19 protein-coding genes and 1 tRNA gene are annotated in these 22,072 nt (G+C 71.3%); 18 read left to right on the top strand and 2 right to left on the bottom strand.

The genetic code is table 11. From position 1 onward, the window contains the following. Positions 1-109: 109 nt before the first annotated feature. The 4 genes from hisI to MOPEL_RS05010 all read left to right on the top strand — a co-directional run bounded on the left by hisI (position 110) and on the right by MOPEL_RS05010 (position 3,193). Positions 110-523, top strand: coding sequence for a phosphoribosyl-AMP cyclohydrolase (gene hisI / locus MOPEL_RS04995; RefSeq protein WP_245544719.1), 414 nt, complete (start codon positions 110-112; stop codon positions 521-523). Continuing rightward, on the top strand, positions 520-2,067 hold the full coding sequence (locus tag MOPEL_RS05000) for an anthranilate synthase component I (RefSeq protein ID WP_009481770.1): 1,548 nt from the start codon (positions 520-522) through the stop codon (positions 2,065-2,067). The genes hisI and MOPEL_RS05000 overlap by 4 nt, the downstream gene beginning before the upstream one ends. Continuing rightward, the gene (locus tag MOPEL_RS05005; protein WP_009481771.1) at positions 2,064-2,654 is read left to right on the top strand and encodes a Trp biosynthesis-associated membrane protein; all 591 of its coding nucleotides are present in this window, start codon (positions 2,064-2,066) and stop codon (positions 2,652-2,654) included. Before MOPEL_RS05000 ends, MOPEL_RS05005 begins: the two co-directional genes overlap by 4 nt. Before the next feature lie 248 nt (positions 2,655-2,902). After that, the gene (locus tag MOPEL_RS05010) at positions 2,903-3,193 is read left to right on the top strand and encodes an HGxxPAAW family protein (protein ID WP_009481772.1); all 291 of its coding nucleotides are present in this window, start codon (positions 2,903-2,905) and stop codon (positions 3,191-3,193) included. Positions 3,194-3,315: 122 nt separating this feature from the next. On the opposite strand, the gene MOPEL_RS05015 is transcribed toward MOPEL_RS05010, so the two are convergent. After that, complete coding sequence (locus tag MOPEL_RS05015; protein ID WP_009481773.1) at positions 3,316-3,972, bottom strand: DUF4190 domain-containing protein; 657 nt, start codon at positions 3,970-3,972, stop codon at positions 3,316-3,318. 127 nt (positions 3,973-4,099) lie between these two features. Between MOPEL_RS05015 and trpC the strand changes: the two genes are divergently transcribed. From trpC to MOPEL_RS05070, 11 genes are all read left to right on the top strand, one after another. Further along, positions 4,100-4,909 (top strand): indole-3-glycerol phosphate synthase TrpC, encoded by an 810-nt coding sequence (trpC, locus tag MOPEL_RS05020; protein ID WP_009481774.1) that lies wholly within the window; start codon positions 4,100-4,102, stop codon positions 4,907-4,909. A 151-nt stretch (positions 4,910-5,060) separates the two neighbouring features. Further along, on the top strand, positions 5,061-6,323 hold the full coding sequence (gene trpB, locus MOPEL_RS05025) for a tryptophan synthase subunit beta (protein ID WP_040632929.1): 1,263 nt from the start codon (positions 5,061-5,063) through the stop codon (positions 6,321-6,323). After that, on the top strand, positions 6,317-7,132 hold the full coding sequence (gene trpA, locus MOPEL_RS05030; RefSeq protein WP_009481776.1) for a tryptophan synthase subunit alpha: 816 nt from the start codon (positions 6,317-6,319) through the stop codon (positions 7,130-7,132). The genes trpB and trpA overlap by 7 nt, the downstream gene beginning before the upstream one ends. Further along, positions 7,129-7,686 (top strand): MauE/DoxX family redox-associated membrane protein, encoded by a 558-nt coding sequence (locus MOPEL_RS05035; RefSeq protein ID WP_009481777.1) that lies wholly within the window; start codon positions 7,129-7,131, stop codon positions 7,684-7,686. Before trpA ends, MOPEL_RS05035 begins: the two co-directional genes overlap by 4 nt. After that, the gene (locus tag MOPEL_RS05040) at positions 7,683-8,483 is read left to right on the top strand and encodes a DsbA family protein (protein ID WP_009481778.1); all 801 of its coding nucleotides are present in this window, start codon (positions 7,683-7,685) and stop codon (positions 8,481-8,483) included. The genes MOPEL_RS05035 and MOPEL_RS05040 overlap by 4 nt, the downstream gene beginning before the upstream one ends. Then, entirely contained in the window at positions 8,480-9,334 is an 855-nt protein-coding gene (gene lgt, locus MOPEL_RS05045; RefSeq protein WP_009481779.1) for a prolipoprotein diacylglyceryl transferase, read from the top strand. Before MOPEL_RS05040 ends, lgt begins: the two co-directional genes overlap by 4 nt. A 362-nt stretch (positions 9,335-9,696) precedes the next feature. After that, positions 9,697-14,244 (top strand): glutamate synthase large subunit, encoded by a 4,548-nt coding sequence (gene gltB / locus MOPEL_RS05050; RefSeq protein ID WP_009481780.1) that lies wholly within the window; start codon positions 9,697-9,699, stop codon positions 14,242-14,244. Further along, the gene (locus MOPEL_RS05055; RefSeq protein ID WP_009481781.1) at positions 14,237-15,691 is read left to right on the top strand and encodes a glutamate synthase subunit beta; all 1,455 of its coding nucleotides are present in this window, start codon (positions 14,237-14,239) and stop codon (positions 15,689-15,691) included. The genes gltB and MOPEL_RS05055 overlap by 8 nt, the downstream gene beginning before the upstream one ends. Positions 15,692-15,805: 114 nt before the next feature. Beyond that, the gene (gene pyk / locus MOPEL_RS05060; protein WP_009481782.1) at positions 15,806-17,224 is read left to right on the top strand and encodes a pyruvate kinase; all 1,419 of its coding nucleotides are present in this window, start codon (positions 15,806-15,808) and stop codon (positions 17,222-17,224) included. 97 nt (positions 17,225-17,321) lie between these two features. Next, positions 17,322-17,407, top strand: a tRNA-Leu gene (locus MOPEL_RS05065). A 182-nt stretch (positions 17,408-17,589) separates the two neighbouring features. After that, complete coding sequence (locus MOPEL_RS05070; RefSeq protein ID WP_040632994.1) at positions 17,590-18,159, top strand: ANTAR domain-containing response regulator; 570 nt, start codon at positions 17,590-17,592, stop codon at positions 18,157-18,159. A 116-nt stretch (positions 18,160-18,275) separates the two neighbouring features. Here the strand turns inward: MOPEL_RS05070 and MOPEL_RS05075 are convergent, their stop codons facing one another. Next, complete coding sequence (locus MOPEL_RS05075) at positions 18,276-19,565, bottom strand: sensor histidine kinase (protein WP_169316280.1); 1,290 nt, start codon at positions 19,563-19,565, stop codon at positions 18,276-18,278. 156 nt (positions 19,566-19,721) lie between these two features. Between MOPEL_RS05075 and MOPEL_RS05085 the strand changes: the two genes are divergently transcribed. The 3 genes from MOPEL_RS05085 to MOPEL_RS17575 all read left to right on the top strand — a co-directional run. Continuing rightward, entirely contained in the window at positions 19,722-20,591 is an 870-nt protein-coding gene (locus tag MOPEL_RS05085) for a response regulator (RefSeq protein ID WP_083841740.1), read from the top strand. Positions 20,592-20,771: 180 nt separating this feature from the next. Continuing rightward, positions 20,772-21,056 (top strand): hypothetical protein, encoded by a 285-nt coding sequence (locus MOPEL_RS05090; protein WP_009481787.1) that lies wholly within the window; start codon positions 20,772-20,774, stop codon positions 21,054-21,056. Between the two features lie 268 nt (positions 21,057-21,324). Beyond that, positions 21,325-22,072 (top strand): hypothetical protein (locus MOPEL_RS17575; RefSeq protein ID WP_009481788.1); only part of this gene is annotated, 748 nt, incomplete at its 3' end.

A 22,072-nucleotide genomic window follows, 5' to 3' on the forward strand; every position in this document is an offset into this window, starting at 1 on the left:
TTCGCTCTCGTTGAAAGCCGATGATAGGCAACGGAGTTCGTCTCATCCGGGAAGTGACGCCACCGCCCGTCATCGGTTGTCGGGGGCACCCGGCACAATGCGGGGCGTGATGACACACCCTTTGCCACCCGAGGCCGCCGGCCGGCTCCGACGCGACGCCGCGGGTCTCGTGGCCGCCGTGATCCAGCAGCACGACACCGGTGAGGTGCTCATGCTCGGCTGGATGGACGACGAGGCGCTCCACCGCACGCTCACGACCGGGCGGGTGACGTTCTGGTCGCGCAGCCGCCAGGAGTACTGGCGCAAGGGCGACACCTCGGGGCACCGCCAGCACGTGCGGTCGGTCGCACTCGACTGCGACGGCGACGCGCTTCTCGTGCGGGTCGATCAGGAGGGCGCCGCCTGCCATACGGGCGAGCGCACGTGCTTCTTCACCGACCTCGGCGCCGCCGTCGACGGCGGGTCCGACCCGCGCGACGGGGAGACGGGCACGGCCGAGGACGAGCGGGGAGGCTGGGCATGAACGCCCCGCAGGGCGCCCGCCCCGGTGCGGCCGAGCTCGGGGCGACCTGGCCGGACCTGCCGACCTTCCTCGACCTCGCGCGCGAACGGAGGATCATCCCGGTCGTCCGGCGTCTCCTCGCCGATGCCGAGACCCCCGTCGGCATCTACCGCAAGCTCGCGAAGGACCGGGTGGGGTCGTTCCTCCTCGAGTCGGCCGAGCACGGCGGGGTGTGGTCGCGATACTCGATCGTCGGCGCCGCGAGCTCGGCCACCCTCACCGAGTGCGACGGGGAGGCGACGTGGCTCGGCACCCCGCCCGTCGGTGTCCCCAGCGGTGGGGACCCCCTCGAGGCGTTGCGAGACACGGTCGCGATGCTCGCCACCGAACCGCTGCCCGGGATGCCGCCGCTCACCGGCGGGCTCGTCGGCATGATCGGCTACGACGCGGTGCGCCGGTGGGAGTCGGTCCCTGACGAGAACCCCGACGACCTGCGCCTCCCCGAGCTCGCGATGATGCTCACGACCGACCTCGCCGTCCTCGACCACGCCGACGCCACCGTGCTCCTCGTCGCGAACGCGATCAACGTCGACGGCCGCCCCGAGCATGCCGAGGAGGCGTACACCGACGCCGTCGCCCGCCTCGACCGGATGACCGACGACCTCAGCGCCCCCGCCCCGAGCACTGTCGCGACGATGCACCGCCCGACCCCCGAACCCCGGTCGACGACGACGGAGGCCGGGTACCTCGAGATCGTCGAGGCGGGCAAGGAGGCGATCCGCGCGGGCGAGGTGTTCCAGGTCGTCCTCTCGCAACGCTTCGACGTGCCGTGCCCCGCGGACGCCCTCGACGTCTACCGCGTGCTGCGCGTGTCGAACCCGAGCCCGTACATGTACCTCCTGCGTCTGCAGCGGCCGGACGGCACGCCCTTCGACGTCGTCGGTAGCAGCCCGGAGGCGCTCGTCAAGGTCACCGGTCGGCACGTCATCACGCATCCCATCGCCGGCTCGCGTCCCCGCGGGGCGACACCCGAGGAGGACCGCGCCCTCGAGGACGAGCTCCGCGCCGACGAGAAGGAGTGCGCCGAGCACGTCATGCTCGTCGACCTGTCCCGCAACGACCTTCAACGGGTCTGCGAGGTGGGCAGCGTCGAGGTCGTCGAGTTCATGGACGTCCGTCGGTACAGCCACATCATGCATCTCGAGTCGACCGTCGTCGGCGATCTCGAGGAGGGCCGCACCGCCTACGACGCGCTCGCCGCGACGTTCCCCGCGGGTACCCTGTCGGGAGCGCCAAAGCCCCGGGCCCTCGCCCTCATCGACGAGCTCGAGACGACCCGACGCGGCGTCTACGGCGGCGTCGTCGGGTACCTCGACGTCCACGGCGACCTCGACATGGCGATCGCCATCCGTACGGCCGTCATCGGCGACGGCCGCGCCTACGTCCAGGCCGGGGCCGGCATCGTCGCCGACTCCCGTCCCGAGGCCGAGTACGCCGAGACCCACCACAAGGCCGCCGCGGTCCTGCGGGCCGTCGCGGCCGCGTCGACGTTGGAGGCGCCGTGAGCACCGCAGGAACGAGCGGGGACGGACACGTCTCCCAGGGGTGGACGGCTTGCGCGACGCGGGGTCGCATCGTGCTCCTCGCCGCAGCGGGGGCCCTCCTCACCCTCGGTGCGACCGTGCCCGTGTGGGTGACCGCGCGCCTCGTCGACGCCGCCGGCACGACGTCTCTCCCCGCGGCCGGCGCCGAGAGCAGCGGGATCGTCATGCCCGTCGCCCTCGCGGCAGCGGCGGGGGCGTTCGCCCTCACCCTCGTCGACGGGTGGCTGCGACGCGTCGTCGCGGCCGTCGTCGTCGCGTGCGGGATCGGGATCGTGCTCGGCTGCGCCGCCGTCCTCGTGGACCCGATGGCCGCCGTCGCCGCGCCGGGCGTCGTCCCCGTCTCGGCGGTGACGGGCGTGGCACCGTGGCTCGCGCTCCTCGGCGGACTGCTCGTCTCCGCCGGTGGGCTGCTCGCGTTCGTCACCGGCGGTCGGTGGACGCCTCGCCCCGCCCGCCGCGCCGACGGCACCGCCGGGCGTCGCCCCTCCCGTGAGGCGCCGGTGCTGAGCGACTGGGACGCCCTCTCCGAGGGGGACGACCCCACCTGACACGCCCGCTCGCAGCGGGGGCGGCCGTGGGCCACGATGCCCCCCGGACCGGCACTCATCCGCGCCCGACCCGGGAGTGCCTCGGCTCGCCGGGGCGACATGCCACCGATCGATCGGGCCGCCTGCTCACACCTGCATCGCCGGGCCTGTCACAATGTGCCCGAGACGTATCCGCGGCGGGACGCCCACGAGGGCCCTCCGACGCGGCCACCCTTCGCACCGAGACGACCTCCGAGGAGCACACACGCATGGCCGAGTCACACGGAAACAGCCCCGCCGCCTGGACGGGGGTGGCCATCATCCTCGTGGCCAGCGCGCTCATCTGCTTGGGCATCATGTTCGACAAAAGCCTCCTCTGGGGCGGCGGCATCCTCGGCATCGTCCTCGGCGTCGCCGCCTGGGTCGGTCTCCAGAAGGCCGGTCACGGCGAGCACTCGCCGCGTGCCGACAGGCCCGCGCACGAAACGGCCACCTCCGAGGACGAGCGTGACCACCACCACCGCGCCGACGACGCGACGGGCACGCAGGTCCGCCGCTGACCCTCACTCCCGACGGCACGCCCGCTGTGTCCCACGGGCAACCCGCGTCGCGACGCGACGACGGGGGCGGTTCCTTCACGTGAAGGAACCGCCCCCGTCGTCGTGTCGGGTGGGGCCGCCGGTCAGGTGCGGTTGCCGGCCTGACCGGTGTCGACGCCCCACTCCTCGAACCTCTTCTCGATGCACTGCTGCTGCTGCGTCTCCGAGGGCAGCGAGGCGCAGTCGGTGAACTGGGAGCCGAACTTCAGCAGGGCGCCCGAGAAGAGGATGTTGAAGAGGAGGGCGAGCGCGCCGAGGACGAGGCCGGTGATCGCAAGGCCGCGACCGGCGCCGGTGCCCTTGCGGACCTTCGACAACGCCACGATGCCGAGGACCACGGCGACGAGGCCGAGGATCGAGGCGAGGAACGGCACCCAGCCGAGGAGGAAGGCGATGACGCCGAGCACGAGCGCGGCGATGGCCGTGCCCTGGCTCAGACCGCGGCCGGGCCCCGCACCGTAGGGGCTGCCGTACGCACCGGGGTGGCCCTGGGCAGGCTCACCGTAGGCGGGCTGACCGTACTGCGACTGCGCCGCGGCGTGCTCGGAGTACGACGGAGCACCGTGCGAGGGGGCGCCCGCGGACTCCGGATACGCGGACCCGCCGTAGTTCTCCGGACGCGATCCCTCCGGGGTGGAACCCTGCGACCAGGTCTCACCGGGACGCGCGGCACCCTGCGGGTCGTTCCAGGCGGAGGAGCCGGAGTCGTCCGGGTTCCTCGAGCCGTACTGATCGGACATCGTCACTCCTGACGTCATGGTGTCGTGCGAACGCGTCTCACCCTACGGGGAGAGCGTCCGGGGGTGTGGCGACGCGGGGGAGCGGCGGGTTTGTGTCCCTGGCGGGTGCTGCGCTTAGCCTGGCGGGGTGGCAACGGTTCTCGACGAGATCATCGACGGCGTCCGTGAGGACATGGAGGCCCGCACGGCCCGTGTCCCGCTGGAGGCGTTGAAGGAGCGCGCCTCACGCGCCGTCCCGGCCCGCGACGCGGCCGCGGCACTGCGTGCCCCCGGCGTCTCGGTCATCAGCGAGGTGAAGAGGTCCAGCCCGAGCAAGGGTGCCCTCGCGATGATCGCCGACCCCGCGTCGCTCGCCGCCGACTACGAGGCGGGCGGCGCCTCCGTCATCAGCGTCCTCACCGAGCGGCGCCGGTTCGGCGGCAGTCTCGAGGACCTTCTCGCCGTCCGGGCGGCCGTCGACGTGCCCGTCCTCCGCAAGGACTTCGTCGTGACCCCCTACCAGGTGTGGGAGGCACGGGCGTTCGGCGCCGACGTCGTCCTCCTCATCGTCGCCGCGCTCGACCAGCCGGAGCTCGTCGGGCTGCGGGAACGTGTCGAGTCCCTCGGGATGACGGCCCTCGTCGAGGTCCACGACGAGGAGGAGACGGATCGTGCCCTCGACGCCGGTGCCACGGTGATCGGCGTCAACAACCGCAACCTCCGCACGCTCGACGTCGACCGGAACACGTTCGCCCGTGTCGCGCCGCGGATCCCCGAGGGCATCGTGCGCGTCGCGGAGTCCGGCGTCCGGGGCCCCCACGACGTCCTCGAGTTCGCCCGGGCCGGGGCCGACGCCGTCCTCGTGGGGGAGTCCCTCGTCACCGGTGGCGACCCGAAGGCCGCCGTCGCCGATCTCGTCGCGGCCGGTGCCCACCCGGCCCTCCGCGCGGGGAGCTGAACCGCCGGGCGCGGGGAAGGACGCCGACGCGCCGTGCCGTCCCAGGCGGGTGCGACACGTTCCCGTCGGTGGAACCCCACCGCCCACACGTGCGTTCACCTGGCACACTGCACCTCGCACCCGTCCCCGACCGCCCCACGAAGGATCCCCGATGACCGCACCAGACACGCCCGGTCGCTTCGGCGGCTTCGGCGGCCGCTACGTGCCGGAGGCGCTGGTCGCCGCACTCGAGGAGCTCGACCAGGCCCGGCTCGAGGCCGCCGACGACCCGGAGTTCCAGGGCCGCCTCGCCGCGCTCCACCATGACTACACGGGACGTCCGAGCCCCCTCACCGAGGTGCGGAGGTTCGCCGAGCACTCCGGCGGCGCGCGCGTGTTCCTCAAACGTGAGGACCTCAACCACACGGGCTCCCACAAGATCAACAACGTCCTCGGCCAGGTCCTCCTCACCGAGAAGATGGGCAAGCGACGCATCATCGCCGAGACCGGTGCCGGTCAGCACGGCGTCGCCACCGCCACGGCCGCGGCGCTGCTCGGGCTCGACTGCGTCGTCTACATGGGGGAGCGCGACACCGAGCGCCAGGCCCTCAACGTCGCCCGCATGCGGCTCCTCGGCGCCGAGGTCGTCCCCGTCACGCACGGCAGCCGCACCCTCAAGGACGCGATCAACGAGGCGATGCGCGACTGGGTGACGAACGTCGAGGACACGCACTACTGCATCGGCACCGTCACCGGCCCGCACCCGTTCCCCGAGATGGTGCGCGACTTCCACTCGGTCATCGGCATCGAGGCGCGCGAGCAGATGCTCGAGTGCGTGGGCCGGCTGCCCGACGCGGTCGTCGCCTGCGTCGGTGGCGGGTCCAACGCGATGGGCATCTTCAGCGGGTTCCTGAAGGACGACGGGGTCCGACTCCTCGGCATCGAGGCAGGGGGGCAGGGCGTCGCCTCTGGCCGTCACGCGGCCCGGTTCGAGGGCGGTGTCCCGGGCGTCCTCCACGGCGCGTCGACGTATGTCCTCCAGGACGAGGACGGGCAGACGATCGAGTCCCACTCCGTCTCCGCCGGTCTCGACTACCCGAGCGTCGGTCCCGAGCACGCCCACCTCCACGACGTCGGCCGCGCCGAGTACGTGAGCGCCACCGACGACGAGGCGATGGAAGCGTTCGCGCTCCTGTGCCGCACCGAGGGGATCATCCCCGCGATCGAGAGCGCCCACGCGCTCGCCGGGGCGCTGCGCCTCGGCCGCGAGCTCGGCGAGGAGGCGACGATCCTCGTCAACCTCTCCGGCCGCGGCGACAAGGACGTCGACACCGCCGCCCGTTGGTTCGGGCTCGTGAGCGGTGAGGAACTCGTCGAGGCCGAGGCGCTGCGCGCCGAGGAACCGGTCGAGGACGTGGAAGGGAGCGGATGGTGAGCGGCGCGATCTCCGAGGTGTTCGCACGGACCCGGGCCGAGGGCCGGGGCGCGCTCGTCACCTACCTGCCCGCCGGCTACCCGACCGTCGAGGGCTCCCTCGCCGCGATGCGCACGCTCGTCGAGGCGGGCGCCGACATCGTCGAGGTCGGCGTGCCCTACAGCGACCCGCTCATGGACGGGCCGGTCATCCAGACCGCCGCCCACGTCGGCCTCGCCGGTGGCGTGCGTCTCTCCGACACGTTCCGCGCCGTGCATACGATCGCGGACGCGGGCGGCGTCGCCGTCCCGATGACGTACTGGAACCCCGTCCTGCGCTACGGCATGGACCGGTTCGCGCGTGACCTCGCCGAGGCGGGCGGTTCCGGTCTCATCACCCCCGACCTCACGCCCGACGAGGCGGGGGAGTGGCTCGAGGTCGCCGCCGGTCACGGCATCGATCCCGTCTTCCTCGTCGCACCGAGCAGCACCGACGAGCGTCTCGCGATGACGTGCGCCGCCTGCCCGGGCTTCGTCTACGTCGCCTCGACGATGGGCGTCACCGGCGCCCGCACGAGCGTGGGGGAGGGCGCGAAGGTCCTCGTCGAGCGGGCCCGTACCGTCACGGACGTCCCGCTCGCCGTCGGACTCGGCGTCTCGACCGCCGACCAGGCCGCCGAGGTCGCGTCCTTCGCCGACGGCGTCATCGTCGGCTCCGCGCTCGTCTCGTGCCTCGAGCCGCGTGACGGGGACGATGAGAGTGCGCCGCTTGACCGGTTGCGCGCCCTCACCGAGGACCTCGCCGCCGGCGTGCGCAGGGGACGCCGATGAACGGCGCCCACACTCCCGGTGGCGCCCCCGCGGGAACGGGCACCGACACGCGACCCGCAGGAGGCGGCGCCCCTCGCCGCCCGCACGGCGCCGCGTCGTGGATCGGCCTGCTCGCCCGACTCGTCCTCGGCGGCACCCTCCTCGCGGCCGGGCTCCTCAAGATCGGCCACCCCCGTGCTGCGGCGCGGGCCGCGCAGGCCTACCAGATCCTCCCGTTCGACGTCGCCGGCATGGTCGGGCTCGCCCTGCCCGTCGTCGAGATCCTCCTCGGGGCGCTCCTCGTCCTCGGCCTCTTCACTCGGACGGCGGCCCTCCTTGGGATGCTGCTCCAGCTCGTGTTCATCGCCGCCATCGCCTCGGTGTGGGCGCGCGGCATCGCGATCGACTGCGGCTGCTTCGGCGACGGCGGCCCCGTCTCCGCGGGTCAGACGCAGTACGGCTGGGTCATCGCCCGTGACGTCGGGCTCGCCCTCTGCGGGCTGTGGCTCGTGCTCCGGCCCCGCGCCCCCTTCAGTCTCGACGCACGACTGTCTCCCGAAAGGACCCCTGCATGAGCACCGCCGCGAACGGCCCCGTCGACCGGAGCGACCGCCAGGCCAAGATCCAGGCAGCCGCCCCCAAGGAGAGCAAGCTCAAACCGATCCTCGCGATCATCATCGGGCTCCTCGCCCTGGCCGCGATCGCCGCGGCCGTATGGTTCGGGGCGCGCAAGGACGACACCGCGGCGACGGCCGGCCGCCCCGCCGGAGCCGTCTCCGACACCGGCGGCATCATGCTCAACGCGAAGGACCCGGGCGCCGGCGTGCCCACCCTCGACATCTACGAGGACTACCAGTGCCCCTACTGCGGGTACTTCCACGACAGCCTCGGCAAGACCGTCGACGAGCTCGCCGCGTCCGGCAAGGCCAAGGTCGTCGTCCACCTCAAGACGTTCCTCGACGACGGCATCCCCGGCGAGAAGTCGCTCACGGCCGCCAACGCGTCGGCGTGCGCGTCCGACATCTCCCCGCAGGCCTTCGCCAAGGTCCACGACGGCATCTTCGCCGCTCGCCCCGAGAAGGAGGGCGACCCGTGGCCCGACATGACGTTCTCCGACGTCGCGACGAAGGCCGGGATCACCGGTGAGCAGAAGAAGACGTTCGACTCCTGCGTCAAGAACACGACGTACCGCTCCTACCTCGGCAAGGTCGAGGACCAGTCGACCAAGGACGGCGTCAACGGCACCCCGACGTACCGACTGAACGGCAACGACATCGACCTCGAGCCGTACGTCGACCCGGCGACGAAGCTGCCCGCGCCCGAGGCGCCGGCGCTGCTGCGCAAGGCCGTCGAGGACGCGTCGAAGAAGTGATCGCCGCGATCCCGAGCCCCGAGCAGGCGGTCTGGCACCTCGGGCCGTTCCCGGTGCGTGCCTACGCGCTCTGCATCCTGGCCGGGATCGTCGCCGCCCTCCTGTGGACGGGGCGGCGCCTCGACGCGCGAGGGGCACGACCCGACGCGGTGTGGGACATCGCGATCTGGGTCGTGCCCCTCGGCATCGTCGGAGGCAGGCTCTACCACGTCCTCACGACGCCCGGGCCGTACTTCGGCCCCGGCGGCAACCCCGTCGACGCCCTGAAGATCTGGCACGGCGGCCTCGGCATCTGGGGGGCCGTCGCCCTCGGCGCCCTCGGCGGGTGGATCGGCTGCCGGCAGACCGGAACCTCGTTCCGCGACCTCGGCACCGCCATCGCCCCGGCCCTGCCCGTCGCCCAGGCCATCGGTCGCTGGGGAAACTGGTTCAACAACGAGCTCTACGGCGGCCCGACGACCGCCCCGTGGGCGCTCGAGATCCACTCCTGGGACGCCTCCCGGGGCCAGGCTGTGCGCGACGCCGCGGGGAACGCCGTCGTCCTCGGCACCTACCACCCGACGTTCCTCTACGAGTCGCTGTGGTGCCTCGTGATCTCCGGTCTGCTCGTCCTCCTCGAACGGCGGGCCCACCCGCGCCCGGGGCAGCTCTTCGCCGCATACGTCATGCTCTACACGCTCGGCCGGGGTGTCATCGAGACCCTCCGCATCGACGAGGCCCAGATCGTGCTCGGCCTCCGCCTCAACGTGTGGACCTCCGTCCTCGTCTTCCTCCTGGGCGCGGCCCTCTGGTGGTGGTGGGGCCGGACCCGCGACCCGCATCCGACGGTCGCCGATCGCGCGGCGGCCTGACCCGCCGGAGCCGTCTCCGGGCACGACACACCTCCCACGGGGTCGCCCCTCTTCCGGGGCGGCCCCGTCGTCGTCGTGGGGGAGGCGACCGGTGCGACATCGCCCAGGTATGCGTCCACATGTCGAGACCCACGGGTGCTATCTCGAATTCTGAGACGGTGCCTATCTCATGGCGAGACGCAGGTTTACTCTCTCGTCACTGGCCATCGTCGTCCAGCACACGGCGCCTCGCCCCACCACCATTGCGGTCCAGGGGGTTCCGGGACGCCGCTCCGCTCCCGGCTCGTCCTCCCCGCGAGGCGTGCGGGATCGGCTCCCACCCTCCTCGGCCCCGGCCGAGACGCCTCCAAGGACGGTGAGACATGCCTCCTGCGTTCTCCGCACTCCCGGCCGCCCAGGGTCTGTACGACCCGGCGCGCGAGCGTGACGCCTGTGGTGTCGCGATGGTCGCGACGCTGCGCGGCACCCCCGGGCACGACATCGTGCAGCACGGCCTCCAGGCCCTGCTCAACCTCGACCACCGCGGCGCGACCGGCGCGGACCCCGACGTCGGGGACGGCGCGGGCATCCTCACGCAGATCCCGGACGCGTTCCTCCGCGAGGTCGTCGAGTTCGACCTGCCGCAGGCGGGGCACTACGTCATGGGGACGGCCTACCTGCCGCAGGACCCCGACGAGGCCGCCGAGGTGCGCGAGGGCATCGCCCGCATCGCCGGGGAGGAGGGGCTGACCGTCCTCGGTTGGCGTGACGTCCCGATCGACACGACCGGGATCGGGCAGGCCGCGCTCGACGTGGCTCCGACATTCGCGCAGGTGTTCCTCGCCCCCGACACCGCGGGCGTCAAGGGGCTGCCACTCGAGCGGCGCGCGTTCTGCCTCCGCAAGCGGGCCGAGCGGGACCTCGAGGTGTACTTCCCCTCGCTGTCGTGCCGCACGCACGTCTACAAGGGCATGCTCACGCCGAGGCAGCTCACGACGTTCTTCCCCGACTTCTCCGACCCGCGCATGGCGAGCGAACTCGCGCTCGTCCACTCCCGGTTCTCGACGAACACGTTCCCCACGTGGACCCTCGCGCACCCGTTCCGCCTCATCGCGCACAACGGTGAGATCAACACGGTCAAGGGCAACCGCAACTGGATGAGCGCCCGCGAGTCCCGCCTGAGCACGGACGTGTTCGGCGGCGACCTCTCGCGACTGTTCCCCATCTGCACGCCCGGCGCGTCGGACTCGGCGAGCTTCGACGAGGCCCTCGAACTCATCCACCTCGGCGGTCGCTCGCTGCCGCACGCGGTGCTCATGATGATCCCCGAGGCGTGGGAGAACCACGCGGAGATGGACCCGGCCCGTCGCGCGTTCTACGAGTACCACTCGATGTTCATGGAGCCGTGGGACGGCCCGGCGAACGTCGCGTTCTCCGACGGGCGCCTCGTCGGCGCGGTCCTCGACCGCAACGGCCTGCGTCCGGGGCGCTACTGGGTCACAGACGACGGCCTCGTCGTCCTCGGGTCCGAGGCGGGCGTGCTGCCCGTCGAGCCCGAGCGCGTCAAGCAACGTGGCCGGCTCAAGCCGGGCCGCATGTTCCTCGTCGACATCGAGCAGGGGCGCATCGTCGGCGACGACGAGGTCAAGGCAGCCCTCGCCGCGGAGCACCCGTACGAGGAATGGTTGAAGGAGGGCGTCGTCCACCTCGCCGACCTGCCCGAGCGGGAGCACATCCTCCATTCGCCCGGATCGGTCGCGCGTCGTCAGCAGACGTTCGGCTACACGCAGGAGGAGCTCCGGCTCATCCTCGGCCCGATGGCCCGCAGCGGTGCCGAGGCGCTCGGTTCGATGGGGACGGACACGCCCATCGCCGTGCTCTCGGAGCGTCCGCGCCTCGTCTTCGACTACTTCACCCAGCTCTTCGCGCAGGTGACGAACCCGCCGCTCGACGCGATCCGCGAGGAGATCGTCACGTCGATCGGCTCCGTCCTCGGCCCGGAGGGCAACCTCCTCCGGCCCGGCCCGGAGCACGCCCGGCAGATCACCGTGCCGTTCCCCGTCATCGACAACGACGACCTGGCGAAGATCGTCCACCTCGGCGAGGACGTCTTCGGCGAGGTGCAGGGCGAGCGGCTCACCGTCGTCGTCAAGGGGCTCTACGACGTCGCCGGGGGAGCCCCCGCGATGAAGAAGCGCCTCGAGATGATCTTCCAGGAGGTCTCCCTCGCGATCAGCCGGGGCGCGCGGTTCATCGTCCTCTCGGACCGCGACTCGGGCCCCGACCAGGCGCCGATCCCGTCGCTGCTCCTCACCGCGGCGGTGCACCACCACCTCGTCCGCGAGAAGACCCGCACGGACGTCGGTCTCATCGTCGAGTCCGGCGACGTGCGCGAGGTCCACCACGTCGCGCTCCTCATCGGGTACGGCGCGGCCGTCGTCAACCCCTACCTTGCGATGGAGTCCGTCGAGGACCTCGTGCGTCGGGGTGGGCTGCCCGGCGTCGCGGCCGAGGACGCGGTGCGCAACCTCATCAAGGCGCTCGGCAAGGGCGTGCTCAAGGTGATGTCGAAGATGGGCATCAGCACCGTCGCCTCCTACCGCGGTGCGCAGGTGTTCGAGTGCATCGGGCTCTCCCAGGAGGTCGTCGACGCCTACTTCACGGGCACGACGAGCCAGCTCGGCGGCGTCGGTCTCGACGTCATCGCCGAGGAGGTCGCCGCCCGTCACGCCGTCGCCTACCCCAAGGACGGCATCAGCCCGTCCCACCGGGTGCTGCCCGTCGGCGGGGAGTACCAGTGGCGTCGCGAGGGCGAACCCCACCTCTTCGACCCCGAGACGGTGTTCCGCCTCCAGCACTCGACGCGGGCGCGTCGCTACGACATCTTCAAGCAGTACACGCAGCGCATCGACGACCAGAGCCGTCGTCTCATGACGCTGCGAGGCCTCTTCACGTTCAAAGAGGGCGTCCGCCCGCCGGTGCCGATCGAGGAGGTCGAGCCGGTCTCCGAGATCGTCAAGCGGTTCTCCACCGGCGCGATGAGCTACGGCTCGATCAGCCAGGAGGCCCACGAGACCCTCGCGATCGCGATGAACCGTCTCGGCGGCAAATCGAACACCGGTGAGGGCGGCGAGGACCGCGAGCGGCTGCTCGACCCCGTGCGTCGCAGCGCGATCAAGCAGGTCGCCTCCGGCCGGTTCGGCGTGACGAGCCTCTACCTCACCCACGCCGACGACATCCAGATCAAGATGGCGCAGGGCGCCAAGCCCGGTGAGGGCGGTCAGCTGCCCGGCACGAAGGTGTACCCGTGGGTCGCGCGCACCCGGCACAGCACGCCGGGCGTCGGCCTCATCAGCCCGCCGCCGCACCACGACATCTACTCGATCGAGGACCTCGCCCAGCTCATCCACGACCTCAAGTGCGCCAACCCCAACGCGCGCATCCACGTCAAGCTCGTCTCCGAGGTCGGCGTGGGCACGGTCGCGGCGGGCGTGAGCAAGGCGCACGCCGACGTCGTCCTCGTCTCGGGTCACGACGGCGGTACGGGCGCCTCGCCGCTCACCTCGCTCAAGCACGCCGGCGCGCCGTGGGAGCTCGGCCTCGCCGAGACGCAGCAGACCCTCGTCCTCAACCGGCTGCGGAGCCGCATCGTCGTCCAGACGGACGGTCAGCTCAAAACGGGTCGTGACGTCGTCATCGCCGCGCTCCTCGGCGCCGAGGAGTTCGGCTTCGCCACGGCACCGCTCGTCGTGAGCGGGTGCGTGATGATGCGCGTCTGCCACCAGGACACGTGCCCGGTCGGCATCGCGACGCAGAACCCCGAGCTGCGCGAACGGTTCTCGGGCAGGCCCGAGTTCGTCGAGACGTTCTTCGAGTACATCGCGGAGGAGGTGCGCGAGCACCTCGCCGCGCTCGGGTTCCGCGCGATCCAGGAGGCCGTCGGCCAGGCGGGTCTCCTCGATACCGCCGACGCCGTCGCCCACTGGAAGGCCTCCGGTCTCGACCTCGCACCCCTCCTCGTCGAGGCCGTGCCCGACGACGGTTCGACGCGGTACTGCAGCGAGGGTCAGGACCACGCCCTCGGCGAGTCCCTCGACGTCGACCTCATCGCCCAGGCGCGTGCCGCGATCGACGGCGGTGACCCCGTGGAGATCTCCGCGACGATCCGCAACGTCGACCGCACCGTGGGCACGATGCTCGGCCACGAGGTCACCCTCGCCCACCCCGACGGTCTGCCCGACGGTCACATCACCGTCGAGTTCACGGGCGAGGCGGGGCAGAGCCTCGGCGCGTTCGTCCCCGCGGGTGTCACGCTCCGCCTTCTCGGCGAGGCCAACGACTACGTCGGCAAGGGCCTCTCCGGCGGGCGGATCGTCGTCCGTCCCGCGCCCGGTTCGCCCGTGGCGGCGGAGTCGAACATCATCGCCGGCAACGTCGTCGGTTACGGCGCGACGAGCGGGGAGATCTTCCTCCGCGGCCAGGCGGGGGAGCGGTTCTGCGTCCGCAACTCCGGCGCCACCGCCGTCGTGGAGGGCGTCGGCGACCACGGCTGCGAGTACATGACCGGAGGCCGCGTCGTCGTCCTCGGCGAGGTCGGTCGAAACTTCGGCGCCGGCATGTCCGGCGGTGTCGCCTACGTCCTCGACCTCGACGACCGACGCGTCAACGGTGAACTCGTCGACGTCCTGCGTCTGCGTGACACCGACGAGCCCGTGCTCCGCGAGCTCCTCGAGCGTCACGTCACCGAGACCGGGTCGGCCGTCGCCGCCGGGCTCCTCGCCGACTGGCAGGCCGCCCGCGCGCGGTTCTCGCTCGTCCTCCCGCGCGCCTACCAGCGCGTCCTCGACGTCCGCGAAGAGGCGGCGTCACAAGGCCTTTCCCCCGACTCCCCGGACGTGTGGGAGCGCATCATGGAGGTGACCCGTGGCTGACCCCCAGGGCTTTCTCAAGCACCGTGAGCGGGCGCTGCCCGCCCGTCGTCCCGTCCCCGTCCGCATCAAGGACTGGCGGGAGGTCTACGAGGAGCAGGCCGAGGGCGAGCTCCGCGACCAGGCGAGCCGCTGCATGGACTGCGGGATCCCGTTCTGCCACAACGCGTGCCCGCTCGGGAACCTCATCCCGGAGTGGAACACGTTCACGTGGAACGGTCGCTGGCCCGAGGCGATCGAGCGCCTCCACGCGACGAACAACTTCCCGGAGTTCACGGGCCGCCTCTGCCCGGCGCCGTGCGAGTCGGCCTGCGTCCTCGGCCTCAACCAGCCGCCGGTGACGATCAAGCAGGTCGAGGTAAGCATCGTCGAGAAGGCGTTTCACCTCGGCCGGGTGGAAGCGATCGTCCCCGAGCGTCTCTCGGGGCGCACGGTCGCCGTCGTCGGCTCCGGTCCGGCCGGTCTCGCCGCCGCGCAGCAGCTCACCCGGGCCGGGCACACCGTCGCCGTCTTCGAACGGGCCGACAAGGCGGGCGGCCTGATCCGCTACGGCATCCCCGAGTTCAAGATGAAGAAGTCCGTCCTCGACCGCCGTCTCGCGCAGATGCGCGCCGAGGGCACCCGGTTCCGCACCGGCATCGAGATCGGCGTCGACATCACCGCGGAGGACCTCCGGCGCCGCTACGACGCGGTCGTCCTCGCCATCGGTGCCACGGTGCCGCGCGACCTGCCCGTCCCGGGGCGGGAGCTCGACGGCATCCACCAGGCGATGGACTACCTGCCCCAGGGCAACCGCGCCGCGCTCGGCCAGGAGGTCCCCGGGCAGATCCTCGCCACCGGCAAGGACGTCGTCGTCATCGGCGGCGGCGACACCGGCGCCGACTGCATCGGCACCGCCCACCGCCAGGGCGCGCGCTCGGTGACGAGCCTCGAGATCATGCCGATGCCGGGGGAGGAGCGCTCCGAGGCGCACCCCTGGCCGACGTACCCGATGCTCTACCGCGTGGCGAGCGCCCACGAGGAGGGCGGCGACCGCGTCTACTCCGTGAGCACGAAGGAGTTCCTCGGCGAGAACGGCCACGTCACCGGCCTGCGCCTCACCGAGGTGCGCTTCGAGGACGGCCGACCCGTCGAGGTCGAGGGCAGCGAGCGGGTCCTGCCGGCCCAGCTCGTCCTCCTCGCGATGGGCTTCCTCGGCCCGCAGGGCACCGGGCTCGTCGATCAGCTCGGGCTCGAGAAGGACGCGCGGTCCTCGCTCGTGCGCGACGCGAACTTCATGACGAGCGTCCCCGGCGTCTTCGTCGCCGGCGACGCGGGCCGCGGCCAGTCGCTCATCGTGTGGGCGATCGCCGAGGGACGCAGCGCGGCGGCGGGCGTCGACGCCTGGCTCACCGGCACGTCGACCCTGCCGCGCCCGATCGCGCCGGAGGACCGCCAACTCGTGGCCTGACCTGCGAGGATGTGCTGAGCTGGCCCCTCGTTTGCGCAACGTTCACCCCGCGGCCCCCCGTCATCGACCGATCCGATGCGGGGGGTCGCGGGCGTGCCGCCTACCATGGGAGGCATGCGTCGCGCCAAGATCGTCACCACCCTGGGCCCTGCCGTCAACACCAAGGAGGACATCCGTCGCCTCGTCGATGCAGGTATCGACGTCGCCCGGATCAACCGCTCGCACGGCTCCTACGAGGAGCACGAGCAGTCCATCCGTTGGGTGCACGAGGCCGCCGCCGAGTCCGGGCGCGCCGTCGCCATCCTCGTCGACCTCCAGGGCCCCAAGATCCGTACCGGCCGCTTCTCCGGTGGCCCCGTCCACCTCGCGGTGGGCGACACCTTCACCATCACCACCGACGACATCGATGGTGACTCCGAGCGCGTCTCGACGACGTTCAAGGGTCTGCCCGACGACGTCAAGGTCGGCGACATCCTCCTCATCGACGACGGCAAGATCACGCTGCGCGCCACGGAGGTCACCGACACCGACGTCAGGTGCGTCACCGTCGAGGGCGGCACCGTGAGCAACAACAAGGGCATCAACCTGCCCGGCGTCGCCGTGAGTGTCCCCGCCCTCTCCGAGAAGGACGAGGAGGACCTCCGGTGGGCGCTGCGCGTCGGTGCCGACTGGATCGCCCTGTCCTTCGTCCGGGACGCCTCCGACATCACCCGGGTCCACGAGATCATGGCCGAGGTCGGCCTCGTCCGCCCGGTGCTCGCCAAGATCGAGAAGCCGCAGGCCGTCGCCAACCTCGCCGACATCGTCCGCGCGTTCGACGGCATCATGGTCGCCCGTGGTGACCTCGGCGTCGAGATGCCGCTCGAGGAGGTGCCGCTCGTGCAGAAGCGCGCCGTCGAGCTGGCCCGCCGTGACGCCAAGCCGGTCATCGTCGCCACCCAGGTGCTCGAGTCGATGATCGAGAACTCCCGTCCCACCCGCGCCGAGGCCTCCGACTGCGCCAATGCCGTCCTCGACGGCGCCGACGCGATCATGCTCTCCGGCGAGACGAGCGTGGGCGCGTGGCCGATCCTCGCGGTGCAGACGATGGCCCGCATCATCGAGAACACCGAAGACCACGGCCTGTCCCGCATCCCCCCGCTGGGCACGACGCCACACACCACCGGTGGTGCCGTCACCAAGGCTGCGGCGGAGATCGGCGACGAGCTCGACGCGAAGTACCTCGTGACGTTCACGACCTCGGGTGACTCGGCCCGTCGCATGTCGCGCGTGCGTCCGACGCTGCCGATGCTCGCCTTCACGCAGAAGCCGCACACGCGTCGCCGCCTCGCCCTCACGTGGGGGATCACGGCGTTCAACCTCCCCGAACTCGAGGACACCTCCTCGATGATCGCCTCGGTCGACCGTGTCCTCCTCGAGCAGGGTCGCTGTGCGCACGGCGACACGATCGTCGTCGTCGCCGGCCGCCCCCACGGCGTGCCGGGCTCGACGAACGCGCTGCAGGTACACCGCGTCGGCGGGCTCGCCGACTGATCCACGACGTTCCTCCGCCGCTCGTCGCCCGACACCTGGGCGGCGAGCGGCGGTGTCACCCGGAGGGGCCGCGCGGGTAGACTGGGCGGGCCTCCACGCCGGGGTGGTGGAATGGCAGACACGGAGCACTCAAAATGCTTTGGGCGAAAGCCCGTGCGGGTTCAAGTCCCGCCCTCGGCACCACAGCACGCGAGCGGCCCGTCCTCCGATCACAGGGAGGGTGGGCCGCTCGTCTGTCGCGGCCCCCGTGGTCGGCTCTGCACGTTTGCGCACGAACCCCGTCCGGGCAGCGCCGTGGCGAGCGAGGGTCGTATCGTGGACGCGTGACTTCAACGGAGAACCCCAGCGCCGCCGTGCCCGACAACATGCGGATCGTCATCGCGGAGGACGAGGCCCTCATCCGGCTCGACCTCGCGGAGATGCTGGAGGAGGCCGGGTATGAGGTCGTCGCCCAGGTCGGCGACGGGGCCGCGGCCGTCGAGGCCATCCGCGAGCACCGCCCCGACCTCGCGATCATGGACATCAAGATGCCCGAGATGGACGGCCTCACCGCGGCGAAGACCGTGGGGGAGGAGAAGATCGCCCCGGTCGTCATGCTCACCGCGTTCAGCGACAAGGACCTCGTCGAGCGGGCCCGTGACGCGGGCGTCATGGCCTACGTGGTCAAGCCGTTCTCCATCGACGACCTCCGCCCCGCCATCGGCATCGCCCGCTCCCGGTGGGAGGAGTGGCACGCCCTCACCGCCGAGGTCGCCGACCTCGCCGACCGCCTCGAGACCCGCAAGGTCGTCGACCGCGCCAAGGGCATCCTCATGAAGCAGCTCAAGCTCTCCGAGCAGGACGCGTTCCGCTGGATCCAGAAGACCGCCATGGACCGACGCCTCGGCATGAAGGAGGTCGCGGAGGCCGTCATCTCCGGCCTGCCGCAGAAGTAACCCCAAGACCCGGTTCCGCCACGCGGGCCGCCACCCCTCACCGGGGAGGCGGCCCGCAGGCGTCGTGGGGCAGTCCACCGGGGCGCGTCGCCTGCGTCCTCGGGGCCGTCGACGCGTCAGGGCGTCGACACGCGACCATTCACGGTGGAGGGCGTCGTCGGAGGCGTCGGGTGCGGCGCTCTCCGCCCCGCAGGCCGCGCGCGCGAAGCCGACTGCGACATGGCCTCGGCGGCGGCCGGGCCGGTCACGTCGATGCCCGCGTGGGCGAAGCTGACCGTCACGGCGTCGAGGAGTGGCGACAACGGTACGCTCACGCGCAGGCGCCACAGGACCCGCCCTCGGGTCGGCCCCGCCTCGAACGTGCCGCCGAGCAGGCGGGTCCGTTCGCGGAGGCTCTCCAGCCCTACTCGGTTGGACGGTGAGCGCGGCTCGGCCGCGGCGGTGCCGAGTTCACTGTCCACGATGGTCACGAGGTCGCCTCCCTCCTGCCGCACGGTGATGCCGCAGGAGGCGCCGTCGGGGGAGTGCTTGAGGATGTTGGTCACACCCTCACGCACGGTCCGCGCGGCCAGGGCGTCCACGGTGGCGGGAACGACCTCGGGCAGTTCGACGAGAACGCCGACAGACCTCCCCGTGGCGCGGATGTCGGCGGTGGCCCGGTCGAGGGAGTCGACGAGTCCGGGATCCACGGTGGTGGGGGTCGTCTGGGCGAGCCCGTCCTCCCGCAACGCCCGAAGGAGTCGGTGCACGTGGTCGAGCCCCTCGCTCGTGGCGCGCTCGATCTCGCGGCGGGACAGCGACCGGTCCTCTGGGGTGGTCTGCTGGTCGAGCAGGGTCTGGTGGACTCGAGCGCTGTTCAATGCGCGGGCGATCCCGTCGTGCAACTCGGTGACGAGCGCGGCGCGTTCCAGCCGCCGGCTCTCCTTCTCCTCCGCCAGACGCGCCTCGGCGAGTGCCTGGGCGCGGCGGTGGCGCTCGAGCGCCTCGTGGATCGCGAACCCGACGCCAACGAAGATGAGCGGGGGCAGGGGGAGATCGATGATGTCGGCGATGAGCTCGCCGGGTCGCATCGAGATGGCGGCCGCGGACCAGAGCAGCGTGACCAGCACCATCACCGCGGCCCGGCGTCGATCGCCCCGAAGACCACAGGCGAGCAGAAGCGCCGACGCGGTGACGATGCCGTAGACGAGCACGCCGGTGAGGAGCGTCATGACCAGGCAGCCGGTGGCGAGAACCATCGTGACGACCCCGGTCGGCCGACGCAGCATAGCCGTGACGAACGCCAACCAGAGGACATCGCCCATCAGCTGCTCGACCCCGCGGCCAGCCGTGAGATTGTCCCAGATGGAGTACACGCCGACGACGACGCAGTAGGCCCACAAGACCCAGGCGAGACAGGACCGCACCGACACCATGGTCGGCCGGAAGGACCCCGTCATCGAACCGGCCCGGCCTCGACGCCCGGGTCGACCTCATCGGCACCCTGCAGCGGGCACAGGATGGGGAGCTGTCGACACCATGGCGGCAACTGATCCGTACCGCCCCCATCCACCGGCATCGGCGTGGTCGATGCGATCGTGGTGGCGGCAGCCACCACGGCCGCCATCTGCCTGAACCGTCTCTGCATCGTTCGCTCCCTCGCGCGCGGATTCGACCACGTGTCCATCCCGCCGGGTGACGGGAAGGCGACAGCGGCACGCCGCCACCTTCGAGGGTGGCGTGCCGCTACGGTAGCCCGTGGAGGTGGCCCGGTGGAGAAGAGAATTCGCGTGTTGGTGGTCGACGACGACACGGCGCTGCGGCGGGCGTGGGCGGCGATCTTCTCTCAGGCCGCACGGTTCGAGCTCGTGGGTGACGTGGCGAACGGGGCCGACGCCGTGGAGTTCTGCCGTGGGCAGTGTCCCGACATCGTGCTCATGGACGTGCGTATGCCGGGGATGACGGGGCCCGAGGCGACGCGGGTGCTCCGCTCGCTCGACCCGCCTCCGGTGGTGATGGCGTTCTCCAACGTGGGCGATGTCGCAGGGATCCGTGACATGGAAGCGGCCGGGGCGGAGGGGTACCTGGTGAAGAGCCTCACCCCCGCGTTCGTCATGGCTGCGATCGAGGAGACCGTGGCGGGCCGGGGTGTGCTCACGGCGGGTCACAGCCCGGCCGCGTCACTGCCGATCCCCGCGTCACCCGCGGCGACACCCCCCGGTCGAGCGGCGTCGGAGCGAGCACCCAAACTCACCGACGCCGAGCAGGCGGCGTTGGACTGCCTCGCGCGCGGCCTGTCCAACGCCGCCATCGCCGACGAGCTGTACGTCACCGAGGCGACGGTCAAAACCCGCCTCAACCGGGTCGCGGAGAAGCTGGGCGTCCACGGGCGCGTCAGTGTCGTCGTGCGAGCCATGCAACTGGGGTTGGTGCAGATCGAACCGGACGAATGAGGACGGCCGGTCCTGCGCTCGGCAGTCGTCAACGAATCGTTCGATTCGGTTTCTCGGTGGGGCGAGCGCTTCACGCTCGTTTTGTCGCCGAACGATTCTGTTCACGGCGGGTGCGGGGCTCGTAGAGTCGTTCCTGCATGGGGGGAATCGAGGATGCATCGACGTCAGGAAGGAACGATCATGAAGATCTCACGAATGGCTGTGGCGGTGGCGTGCGCGACGACGTTGCTCGGTGGAGTGGGTGGCGGTGTCGCGATGGCGGCCGATGGCGACCCGTCGCCCGCGGCGCCGACGGATCTGCCGTCGCCCACGACGAACGCGCCGAATGCGTTGTTCGGCGAGTGTGGCCGCGTCGGTGTGCTCTGCATCCAGGACCTGGGGAATGGCCGACTCGGTCGGATCAGTCAGGACAACGCCGACTGGGGCAACCTTGCCGGATGGGACTGGCGGAACCAGGCCGACTGATTCTACAACAACAACCCCGATAACCAGGTGTCGGTGTACTCCGAGCGCTTCAGGGGCGGGACGCACTTCACGATCTCTTACGGACAGACGGCTCCTTCGAAGTACAAGAACTTCGGCCAGTCCAACTACTGGCGCGGCTAGGCTAACCGAGGGCTGCATGCGGGCCCGTGTCCTCTTCCAGGGCGCGGGCCCGCGCCACCGGTACATCATAGGGCTGGAGAGGTGTATGAGATTTTTTCGGATCGTCAGCGTAGGATTGGCTCCTTGGGTGTTGCTCACCGGCTGCAATTCTGGAGGCGGATCCACGCCGGCCGTGCCGACGTCGGCAGCCGCGACGGCAGTCCTGCCCGGCGAGCGCGAGGCATTCGGTGGCTTGTTGGGGGAGGCCGACGAGGCGGGCCGAGTCTTGCGGCTGGCGGAGGGGAAGAAGACCGCCGAGTGCATGAAAGAGCGGGGCTTCCGCTACACGCCGCACGAGCCGGTCGAGACGACCATGCCCTCCAGCGCCCGACGGGGTGATGTCGCGACGGCCCGCAAGTACGGTTACGGCTTGTCACCGAGATTGAAGCAAGGTCTCGACGAAGCAGCGAACGCGGCTGACCCCAAGCGCGGTGCTAACTACGCGGGCATGGACAATGTTCAGGTTCGGGCGTGGGCCCGCGCCCTGGGTGGCCCCGTCCCGGGGGATCCGGACTTTGAAGAGGGGCGGGTGTCGGTGGAGGGCCCGGATGGGCCGAAGACGTTCAACAAGAACGGGTGCGTGGCGATCGCGCAAGAGGCCGTGCGGGGGGACAACGTCGCGTACATGCAGGCGGAGATGCGTGTCGAGTCGTTGACAGGCGAGGTGTGGTCTCGAATGGTGGCCGATCCCGAGTGGGCCGCAGCGCAGAAGCGCTGGAGCGCCTGCATGAAAGGGCGCGGGTATTCCTACTCCAAGGCGGATGACGCGTCGGACGACATCGTGCGGCGTCTTCGTGAGTCGCGGAACACAAAGGGCGCGGATGCAGCCAAACGGG

The sequence above is a fragment of the Mobilicoccus pelagius NBRC 104925 genome (assembly GCF_000247995.1).
GTDB lineage: Bacteria > Actinomycetota > Actinomycetes > Actinomycetales > Dermatophilaceae > Mobilicoccus > Mobilicoccus pelagius.